Annotated in this window: 11 protein-coding genes; 6 read left to right on the top strand and 5 right to left on the bottom strand. The window is 69.5% G+C overall.

The window, feature by feature from the left end:
- From FUT87_RS31210 to FUT87_RS27300, 3 genes are all read right to left on the bottom strand, one after another.
- A partial coding sequence (locus tag FUT87_RS31210) for a nucleotidyltransferase domain-containing protein (protein ID WP_255511972.1) occupies positions 1-354 on the bottom strand: 354 nt, incomplete at its 3' end.
- 16 nt (positions 355-370) lie between these two features.
- Positions 371-1,189 carry a type I methionyl aminopeptidase gene (gene map / locus FUT87_RS27305; protein ID WP_091733726.1) on the bottom strand — a complete coding sequence of 273 codons (819 nt, stop codon included), beginning with the start codon at positions 1,187-1,189 and terminating at the stop codon, positions 371-373.
- 113 nt (positions 1,190-1,302) lie between these two features.
- Positions 1,303-2,130 (bottom strand): undecaprenyl-diphosphate phosphatase, encoded by an 828-nt coding sequence (locus FUT87_RS27300; RefSeq protein ID WP_147243002.1) that lies wholly within the window; start codon positions 2,128-2,130, stop codon positions 1,303-1,305.
- A gap of 264 nt (positions 2,131-2,394) precedes the next feature.
- Here FUT87_RS27300 and FUT87_RS27295 point away from each other — a divergent pair, with 264 nt between their 5' ends.
- The 6 genes from FUT87_RS27295 (at position 2,395) to FUT87_RS29655 (ending at position 7,755) form a co-directional block, all read left to right on the top strand.
- The gene (locus FUT87_RS27295) at positions 2,395-3,090 is read left to right on the top strand and encodes a TetR/AcrR family transcriptional regulator (protein WP_147242480.1); all 696 of its coding nucleotides are present in this window, start codon (positions 2,395-2,397) and stop codon (positions 3,088-3,090) included.
- A gap of 48 nt (positions 3,091-3,138) precedes the next feature.
- On the top strand, positions 3,139-3,792 hold the full coding sequence (locus tag FUT87_RS27290; protein WP_091733731.1) for a protein-L-isoaspartate O-methyltransferase: 654 nt from the start codon (positions 3,139-3,141) through the stop codon (positions 3,790-3,792).
- A gap of 256 nt (positions 3,793-4,048) precedes the next feature.
- A complete protein-coding gene (locus tag FUT87_RS27285) occupies positions 4,049-5,401 on the top strand; it encodes a TolC family outer membrane protein (protein WP_147242481.1) in 1,353 nt (450 codons plus the stop codon).
- A gap of 120 nt (positions 5,402-5,521) precedes the next feature.
- On the top strand, positions 5,522-6,307 hold the full coding sequence (gene yaaA / locus FUT87_RS27280) for a peroxide stress protein YaaA (protein ID WP_147242482.1): 786 nt from the start codon (positions 5,522-5,524) through the stop codon (positions 6,305-6,307).
- A gap of 53 nt (positions 6,308-6,360) precedes the next feature.
- Entirely contained in the window at positions 6,361-7,221 is an 861-nt protein-coding gene (locus tag FUT87_RS27275; RefSeq protein ID WP_091733737.1) for a 2OG-Fe(II) oxygenase, read from the top strand.
- Positions 7,222-7,311: 90 nt separating this feature from the next.
- A complete protein-coding gene (locus FUT87_RS29655) occupies positions 7,312-7,755 on the top strand; it encodes a hypothetical protein (protein WP_186830806.1) in 444 nt (147 codons plus the stop codon).
- Between the two features lie 116 nt (positions 7,756-7,871).
- Here the strand turns inward: FUT87_RS29655 and efp are convergent, their stop codons facing one another.
- The gene (gene efp / locus FUT87_RS27265) at positions 7,872-8,426 is read right to left on the bottom strand and encodes an elongation factor P (protein ID WP_091733741.1); all 555 of its coding nucleotides are present in this window, start codon (positions 8,424-8,426) and stop codon (positions 7,872-7,874) included.
- Between the two features lie 146 nt (positions 8,427-8,572).
- A complete protein-coding gene (gene earP, locus FUT87_RS27260; protein WP_255512076.1) occupies positions 8,573-9,679 on the bottom strand; it encodes an elongation factor P maturation arginine rhamnosyltransferase EarP in 1,107 nt (368 codons plus the stop codon).
- Positions 9,680-9,882: the final 203 nt, after the last annotated feature.

The raw sequence follows: 9,882 nt of genomic DNA, 5'->3' as shown, positions 1-9,882 counted from the left end.
CGTCAGGCCGCCGGGCAGCGCATCGGGCAGCAGCACCAGCACGTCGACGTCCGAATGCGGGAACAGCTCGCCGCGGCCGTAGCCGCCGACGGCGACCAGCGCGGCCTCCGGCGCCGCGGCGGCGATGCCGGAATGCGTCCAGAGCGCCTGCAGCGTGCCGTCGACATGCCGGGCCAGCAGGCGCATCAGCCGCGTGGCGGCGGCGACGCTGGCCTTGGCGGCCGCGAAGTCCTCCAGCTGCTGCTGCTTGCCGGCCTTGAAGCGCTGGCGCAGGTCGGCGACGGTCAGCGGGGCGGCGTCGGAGGGCGCCGCGGCCGGCGATGCGCCGGCCTCGCCCGGCGTCCTGGCGTTCATGCGCGGTCCGCCGCGATCAGGCCGGGACGGCCTGCGGCGCGACGAAGGCCGGCGGCGGCGGCGTGCCGGCCGACTGCGTCAGGATCTCGAAGCCGGTCTCGGTGACCAGCACCGTGTGCTCCCACTGCGCCGACAGCGAGCGGTCCTTGGTGACGATGGTCCAGCCGTCGCCCATCTCGCGGATCTCGCGCCGGCCGGCATTGATCATCGGCTCGATGGTGAAGACCATGCCCGGCACCAGTTCCTCGAGCGTGCCCGGGCGGCCGTAGTGCAGCACCTGGGGCTCCTCGTGGAACTTCTGGCCGATGCCATGGCCGCAGAACTCGCGCACGACGCTGAAGCCGGCATTCTCGGCGAAGGTCTGGATCGCATGGCCGATGTCGCCCAGGCGCGCGCCCGGCTTGACCTTCTGGATGCCCTTCCACATCGCGTCGTAGGTGAAGGAGCACAGCCGCTTGGCCGCGATCGAGCCCTCGCCGACGACGAACATGCGGCTGGTGTCGCCGTGCCAGCCGTCCTTGATGACGGTGACGTCGATGTTCACGATGTCGCCGTTCTTCAGCGGGCGGTCGTTGGGAATGCCGTGGCAGACCTGGTGGTTGATCGAGGTGCAGATCGACTTCGGGTACGGCGTGTAGCCCGGCGGCTGGTAGTTCAGCGGGGCGGGGATGCCTTGCTGGACATTCACGATGTAGTCGTGGGCCAGCTTGTCGAGGTGGTCGGTGGTGACGCCCGGCTTGACGTGCGGGGTCAGCATGTCCAGCACCTCGGACGCCAGACGGCCGGCGATGCGCATGGCGTCGATGTCGGCGCCGGTCTTGATCGTGATGGTCATAAGGCCGGCATTTTAGGCGTTCGGCCATCCCCCCGCAGGGGTGGACGCGTTCCCCATCCGGGGGAACGCGTCATCGGGGCGTCAGCTTCGCGGCGTGCCGGGCCGGGCGGCGCTCACTCGGCCCAGACGATCAGGCCGGTGTAGGCGGTGACCAGCACCACGATGCCGAAGGCGATCCGGTACCAGGCGAAGGGCACGAAGCTGTGGCTGGCGATGTAGCGCAGCAGCCAGCGCACGCAGATCCAGGCGCTGACGAAGGAGAAGAACAGGCCGACCGCGAACAGCGGGATGTCGCCGGTCGACAGCACCGAGCGCTCCTTGTAGAGGCTGTACAGGCCAGCGCCGATCAGCGTCGGGATCGCCAGGAAGAAGCTGAAATCGGTCGCCGCCTTGCGCGACAGGCCCAGCAGCATGCCGCCGATGATGGTCGCGCCCGAGCGGCTGGTGCCCGGCACCATCGCCAGGCACTGCACCAGGCCGACCTTGAGCGCGTCCAGCGGGCTCATGTCGTCGACCTCGTGGATGCGCACGGCGCTTTGCTGGCGGCGTTCCGCCCACAGGATGATCACGCCGCCGATGATGAAGGTGCTGGCCACGACGACCGGGGTGAACAGGTGTTCCTTGATCGCCTTGCCGAACAGCAGGCCCAGGACCACCGCCGGCAGGAAGCCGATCGCGACGTTGAGGACGAAGCGGCGCGCGCGGGCGTCGCTGCCCAGTCCGGCGGCCGTGTCGCGCAGGCGCTGCCAGTAGACGATGATCACGGCCAGGATCGCGCCGGTCTGGATCGCGATGTCGAAGACCTTGCCCCGCGCATCCTCGAAGCCGCCCAGCAGCGCGCCCGTGAGGATCAGGTGGCCGGTCGACGAGATCGGCAGGAATTCGGTCAGGCCCTCCACGATCCCCATGATCGCGGCCTTGATCAGCAGCACAGTGTCCAAACTACGACTCCAGAATGCCGCCTCGCTCGGGTCCGGAGGCGGTCGGCGCGGATCATAGCCCTGGCTCGGGAAGGGTTTGCCGCAGCGCAGCATCGATGTGGGCGCTCCGGCGTGAGGGGCGCGTGACGGTGCCGCCACGTCGTCATGCGGGGCGTCGCCTGGCCAGGGGACGCCCCGCGCGGCGGGTACTGCCGGCTTGACCGGGCTGAAAGCGCGCCGCTACATTACTGACCGGTTAGTCAGTTAGCAGTCCTCCATCCCCCCATGCCTCGCGCTTCCGCCAAGACCGACAGCCCCGCGCCGTCCTCCGCCCGACAGCGGCGCAAGGAGGCGCGCCCGCAGGAGTTGCTCGAAGCCGCGCTGTCGCTGTTCGTCGAGAAGGGCTTCGCCGCCACCCGTTCGGAGGAAGTGGCCGCCAAGGCGGGGGTTTCCAAGGGCACGCTCTACCTCTACTTCCCCTCCAAGGAGGAGCTCTTCAAGGCGGTGGTGCGCGAGGCCCTCGGCAGCAAGATCGCGGAGGGGATTTCCGAGCTCGCCAAGCACCAGGGCTCGATGGCGGAGCTGCTGACCTGGATGCTGTGGACCTGGTGGGAGCGCCTGGGCCGGACGCCGGCCGGCGGCATCCACAAGATCATGATGAGCGAGGCCCGCAACTTCCCGGAGCTGGCCGCGTTCTACAACGACGAGGTCATCGATCCCTGTTGCGAGCTGCTGGCCGAGGTGGTGCGCCGCGGCGTCGCCTCGGGCGAGTTCCGGGAGGTCGATCCGGACGCGGCGGTGATGGTGCTGATCGGGCCGATGCTGCACCTGGTGCTGCATGAGCACTCGATCGGCGCGGCCGGCGTGACCCACGACCACAAGTGCACGCCGGAGCAGGTGCTGTCGCTGCAGCTCGAGCTGATGTTCGAGGGACTCCTCAACCGCCCGCGCCATCCGGCCCCACCCCGGTCGCCCGCCTAGAATACCGCCCGCATTCGGCGCGCCAAGGGGGCCGCCAGAGGACTGAACATGAACTTCGAACAAGCCCGCTTCAACATGATCGAACAGCAGATCCGCCCGTGGGATGTGCTGGATCCCTCGGTGCTGGCCCTGCTGGCCGTGGTCAAGCGCGAGGACTTCGTGCCCGCCGCCTACCGCAACGTGGCCTTCACCGACGTCGAGCTGCCGCTGGCCAATGGCCAGAAGATGCTGCCCCCGCGGGTCGAGGCCCGCTGGATGCAGGAGCTGCAGATCGAGCGCCACGAGAAGGTGCTCGAGATCGGCACCGGCAGCGGCTACATGGCCGCGCTGCTGGGCCACAAGGCGCAGCAGGTCTTCAGCGTCGAGAAGGACGCCGCGCTGGCCGGCGCCGCCCGCGACGCGCTGCGCCGCAATGGCGTGCTGAACGTGACGGTGGTCGAGGGCGACGGCGTCAAGGGCCTGCCCGGCGAGGCGCCGTTCGACGTGATCCTGCTGTCCGGCTCGGTGCCCCAGGCGCCGCAGGCGCTGCTGGACCAGCTCAAGATCGGCGGCCGCATGGGCGTGATCGTCGGCGACGAGCCCGCGATGAGCGCGCGCATCATCACGCGCACCGGCGAGCGCGAGTTCACGACGAAGAACCTGTTCGAGACCGTCGTCCAGCGCCTGGACGGTTTCGACACCGGATCGCATTTCACGTTCTGAGCGGAAGGCGCGCGGCGGGCGGGGCGCTGGCAGCCCATCGCGCGTTATTGCCGTCACGGGGTGCGAAGACTGCAAGTCGTCGCATTTCTTTCGAGACAGGGGGGCGAGGTGATCTATAACCTCGCCCGGCACCGGAGCCGGGTCGGCGGCGATCGACCGGCGGGTGCCCTGGACCTGGATACCGGCCGCGGCACGTCCGCGGCCGGTCCGCAGTTGGATCGCTCCGAAGAACATCACATCGACACGAGGAAGCCTCATGGCCGCTGAACGCCGTACGTCTCCGATCTCCCGCCTGCCGCGGGTCTCGCTCCTGGCCGCGGCGCTCGCGCTGATGGCCGGGGCGGCCCAGGCGCAGAGCCTGCAAGAGCTGTACGACGCGGCCCGCGCCTACGACGCCACCTACCTGGCGGCGCGGGCGACGGCGGAATCGGCGCAATACCGCTACGGCCAGGCGCTGGCGCTGGCGCGTCCCTCGGTCGGCGTGGGCGTCAGCTCGACGCGCTCGGAATTCGACCCGCCCGGCAGCGGCGTGCAGCGCGACCGCTTCGGCAACACCGTCACCAATGCCGGCCTGAACGCCAAGTACGCCGTCTTCAACCGTCCCAACCAGGGCTCGATCGACCAGGCCCGACTGGGCGTCGACGTGGCCGAGTCGGATCTCGCCACGGCGGAGCAGGACCTGATCGTCCGCGTCGCGCAGGCGTATTTCGACGTGCTGGCGGCCAAGGACACGCTCTCGACCTCGAGCGCCAACAAGGCCGCGATCGCGGAGCAGCTGGCCTCGGCCAAGCGCAACTTCGAGGTCGGCACCGCGACCATCACCGACACCCGCGAGGCGCAGGCCCGCTACGACCTGGCGACCGCCCAGGAACTGGCTGCCGACAACGACCTGCGCGTCAAGCGCGTCACGCTGGACCAACTGGTGGGGCGTGTCGGCGTCGAGCCGCGGCCGCTGGCCGTGCCGGTGGTGCTGCCGCCGGTGGCGCCGTCGACGGTCGATCCGTGGGTCAGCCAGGCCGAAGGCGGTCATCCGGCGATCCGCAAGGCCCAACTGGGCCTGGACATCGCCCGCTACGAGATCGAGCGCGCCAAGGGCGCGCGCCTGCCCACGGTCGACCTGACCGCGCAGCTCGGCGTGCAGCGCTCCACCGGCGAGGGCGTGCAGTACACCGGCAACCTCAAGAACGCGTCGGTCGGCGTCGCGCTGAACATGCCGATCTACAGCGGTGGCGCGATCACCAACCGCATCAAGGAGACGGTCGCGCTGGAGGAGAAGTCCCGCAACGACCTGGATTTCGCCCGCCGCAGCGTCGAGGAAGGCACCAAGCGCGCGTTCTTCGGCGTGCAGTCGCTGCAGGCGCAGGTGAAGGCCTACGAGGCGGCCGAGGCTTCGTCGAAGCTGGCGCTGGAGGCGACCCAGCTGGGCTACAAGGTCGGCGTGCGGGTCAACCTGGACGTGCTGAACGCCCAGACCCAGCTCTACACGACGCAGCGCGACCTGGCCAAGGCCCGTTATGACGTGCTGGTGAATAGCCTCAAGCTGCGCCAGGCGTCCGGCCAACTGCGCCCCGAGGACGTGACCGCGATCAACGCCTTGCTCGCCCGCTGAGCGTCGCGGGACGTCGCAAGGCGTCGCGAACCACCGATGAAGGCCGCCCCAGGGCGGCCTTCGTTCATCCGGCGGCCTGGTGACAGGTCTTGCGCCCCGGACGCGCGACAATCCGCCCCCATGCTGTATGTGATCTCCCCCGCGAAGTCCCTGGACTACGACACCCCCACGCCCGAGGCGCTGGCCGCGTTGGCGGGTCGTCCCCACTTCGTGTCCCAGGCGGCCGAGCTGATCGGGGTCCTCAAGACCAAGACGGCGGCTGACATCGGCGGCCTGATGGACATCTCCGAGGCGCTCGCGACCTTGAACGTGGCCCGCTACCACGCGTGGTCGACGCGCTTCACCGACAGGAACAGCAAGCCCGCCGTGCTCGCCTTCAATGGCGACGTCTACGACGGCCTGCAGGCCGCGACGCTGTCGGTCGACGATCTGCAGTGGGCGCAGCGCCACCTGGCGATCCTCTCGGGGCTCTACGGCGTGCTGCGGCCGCTGGACCGGCTGCAGCCCTACCGGCTCGAGATGGGCACCGCGCTGAAGAACGAGCGCGGCGGCAACCTCTATGCCTTCTGGGGCGACACCATCGCCGAACACCTGAACGCGCAGTGCGCGCAGCTGTCGGCGCCGGTGATCGTGAACCTGGCCTCGCAGGAGTACTTCAAGGCCGCCGCCCGCAAGGTGCTGAAGCCGCGGGTCATCGAGTGCCAGTTCGAGGACTGGAAAGGCGGCCGCTACAAGATCATCAGCTTCTTCGCCAAGCGCGCGCGCGGCCTGATGGCCCGGTATGCGATCCAGCACCGGATCGGCACGCCGGCGGGGCTGCAGGATTTCGCGGTCGACGGCTACGCCTACGCGCCCGAGGCCAGCGAGCCGGACCGGCTGGTGTTCCGCCGCCGCGTCGCCGACTGAGCTGGCACACCGGGATACAGGCAGACACCGATCAGTTTGATACCGTTGCGGCCATGAGCAATTCGCAATACCTCACGCCCGAACTGCGCGACTGGGTGGCCGCGCAGTTGCGCAACGGCATCACACGCGAGGCGCTGTACCAGGCCATGCTGACCAGCGGCTGGCAGCCCGACATGGCGCAGCAGGCGCTGGCCGAGCACCGCCCCTTCGAGCCGCCGCTGACGCTGCCGGAGCTGCCCGAGCCGGCGATCGAGCCGGGCTCGCTGCCCGAACCGGACCTGACCGACCAGCGCAGCGTGCTGCTGCCCGACGGCCACCGCGTCGAGATCCTGATGGCGCTGCAGCGGCCACGGGTGATCGTGTTCGGCAACCTGCTGAGCGCCCAGGAATGCGACGCGATGGTCGCCTCGGCGGGTGCCCGGCTGGCGCGCTCGGAGACGGTGGCGGCGCAGCGCGAGGGCAGCGAAGTGAACTCGGCGCGCACCAGCGAGGGCATGTTCTTCGAGCGCGGCGAGAACGAGGTCGTCGCCCGCATCGAGCGCCGCATCGCGACGCTGCTGAACTGGCCGCTGCGCAACGGCGAGGGCCTGCAGGTGCTGCGTTATCGCGTCGGCGCCGAATACCAGCCGCACTACGACTACTTCGACCCGCGGCACGCCAGCAGCAAGGCGATCCTGGAGCGCGGCGGCCAGCGCGTCGCGACGCTGGTGATGTACCTGAACACGCCGGCGCGCGGCGGCGCGACGGTCTTCCCGGACATCAAGCTCGACGTCATGGCCCAGAAGGGCAATGCGGTCTTCTTCAGCTACGACCGGCCCGATCCCAGCACGCTGACGCTGCATGGCGGCGCGCCGGTCGTCGAGGGCGAGAAGTGGGTCGCCACCAAATGGTTACGTCGGGGTGAGTTCGTTTGACGCGGCCTTGACCGGCGCGCGGCTAGACTCGCCGCTCAATCCCATGAGCGCCGGCCTTCGCGTCGGCGCGCCTCGAAGAAGGACCACTTCATGAAGTCGTTGATCGCCGCCCTGGGCACCGTGTTGCTGAGCACCCTCGCGCAGGCGCAAGGCCAGCCGCAGACGCAGCCCCAGCCGGTCCCGCCGGCCACGGCGCCGATCCCCGCCGCGCACGCCGACATGGCCGCGCCGGCCGCCGCGCCCGCCGCCACGGCTGCGAAGTCGGACAAGTCCGCGACTTCCACGAAGTCGGGCACCCGGCACAAGACGGCGGGGAAGGCCACGGGGAAGACGGCTGGCAAGACCGCTGGAAAAACTGCTGGCAAGACGGCGAAGTCCGGCGGCAAGTCGCACGCCACCGCGAAGAAGTCGGGCGCCAGGAAGTCCGGTGCCAAGCCAACTGCGCAGCACGCTTCGTCGGCAGGCAAGACCGGCTCGAAGAAGCTGGCCACGGCCAAGTCGAAGAAGAGCAGGGCGCGACAGGCCGCCGCCTGAGCCTGGCGGTCGACCAGGGACGCCCCGCGACGCGGCAACAAGACGCGGCCACAAAAAAAGCAGCCCGAGGGCTGCTTTTTCGTTGGGCGAGGAGCCGGTGCCGGCTCCGGCATCGCTCAGACGCGCTTGCGGTACTCGTGGGTACGCGTGTCGATTTCGATGTTGTCGCCCTGGGCCACGAAGATGGGCACGGGGATCTCGAAACCGGTGGCGATCTTGGCGGGCTTCAGGACCTTGCCCGAGGTGTCGCCCTTGACGGCCGGCTCGGTCCAGGTCACTTCGCGCACGACGCTGGTGGGCAGTTCCACCGAGATCGCCTTGCCGTCGTAGAACACCACTTCCACTTCCATGCCGTCCTGCAGGTAGTTGATGGCGTCGCCCATGTTCTCGGCTTCGACTTCGAACTGGTTGTATTCGGTGTCCATGAACACGTACATCGGGTCGGCGAAGTAGGAGTAGGTGCACTCCTTCTTGTCGAGGATGATCTGGTCCATCTTGTCGTCGGCCTTGAAGACGACTTCGGTGCCGGAGTTGTTCAGCAGGCTCTTCAGCTTCATGCGCACCGTCGCGGCATTGCGGCCACCGCGGCTGTACTCGGTCTTCAGCACGACCATGGGGTCCTTGCCGTGCATGATCACGTTGCCGGCGCGAATTTCTTGAGCGATCTTCATGATGATTCCGGGAGATTGGGTCCGGGCACAGTCACTTGGATGCTTGGAGATCCGAACTGTTCCGGCGGTGTGAGGCGTTCGGCGCTGGTTCGGGGAACCGCGCGTTCAGAACGCGAAAAGCCGCGCATTCTAGCTCGAAAGGCCTGTCACGCGCCACTCGCGCGCCGGGCAAAGGCCTGCAGCCGCGAGGTCAAATCCACTTGCGCCGCCAATTCGGCACGCCATGCGCGCGCCTGCGCGACGGCGGCCGGCCGCTCGCGCAGGGCCTCGGCGCAGGCCGGCGTCCACGGCCCGAGCCCGTTCCACGCGCGCGACAGGGCGCGCCAGTTCGCGGCCCACCGGTCCTCGGCGCCCGCCAGCGCGGCGTCCAGGAAGGCCTCCAGCTTCGGCCCGTGCGCGCCATCGTCCTGGAAGTAGATCTGCCACAGCATCGGCTGGCCGGCCCATTGCGCGCGCACGAAGGAGTCCTCGCCGCGCACGAGGTTGAGATCGCAGGACCAGAGCAACTGGTCGTAACCGTCCTGCGTCAGATGAGGAAGCGCGAGCGCGCGCTGCCCGTCGCGCAGCAAGGCCGGCACGGCGCTCTGGGCCGCCCCGGGGCAGAGCAGCAGCAGCCAGCCGGGACCGAGCGCCTCGAGCAAGGGCGCCAGCGGCGCCTGCGGATACGCGAAAAGGCTCAGCACCCGCTCGCCGGGCCGGCGGCCCCAGCCGCGCGCCGCGCGCCAGGCGTCGCCGTGGTGCGCGGTGACGGCGTCGAGAAGTCCCGGCTCCCGGAGAAGGCCGCCGGTGCGATCGTTGAAGCCGGGATAGAAGAACCACTTGTCGAGTCCTGCGCCCGGTCCGGAGAACTGCGGCGACTTCAGTCCATGGCTGCGCTCGACGTAGCTTTCGGCGCTGAGGTATTCGAGGTTGATCCACGCCGGCCGGACGGGCCGCGCGGCCATCGCGGCGACGAAGGGCGCGGGCAGCTCACAGCCGAAGGTCTCGACGACGACGTCGCCCGGTGCCGCGCCCACGCTCTCGTCCCAGGGCTGGCAGCTCAGGCCCGGGACGGCCTCCGGCTGCATCCAGGCCAGCGGCGACAGGTCGTCGCACCAGAGCCGCGCCTGCTCGCCACGCCGGGCCAGGTCGCGCGCCAGCCGCAGGCAGACGCCGAGATCGCCGTAGTTGTCGATGACGCGGCAGAAGATGTCCCAAGTCATCGTGTCAGGAGACTGCGCGGGGGAAGCGGATTCGGCGAGGGCGTCGGGCATCGCGGAATTATCCGGCGGCACAATCGCGCCCCATGAGCACGACCCCCGCCGGCGCCAGCGAAGTGCCGGAGCCTTCTTCCCCGACCGTCCCCGCGGAGCCCCTGCGCGCCGATGCGCCGGCTGCAACCGATGCGCCCGACGCGCCGCCGCCGTCCCACGCCGAGGCGTGGAACGCCCAGTCCGAAGCCATCGAGGCGGCCGAG

The sequence above is a fragment of the Mitsuaria sp. TWR114 genome (assembly GCF_007997345.1).
This window is presented reverse-complemented; position numbering and strand designations above follow the sequence as displayed.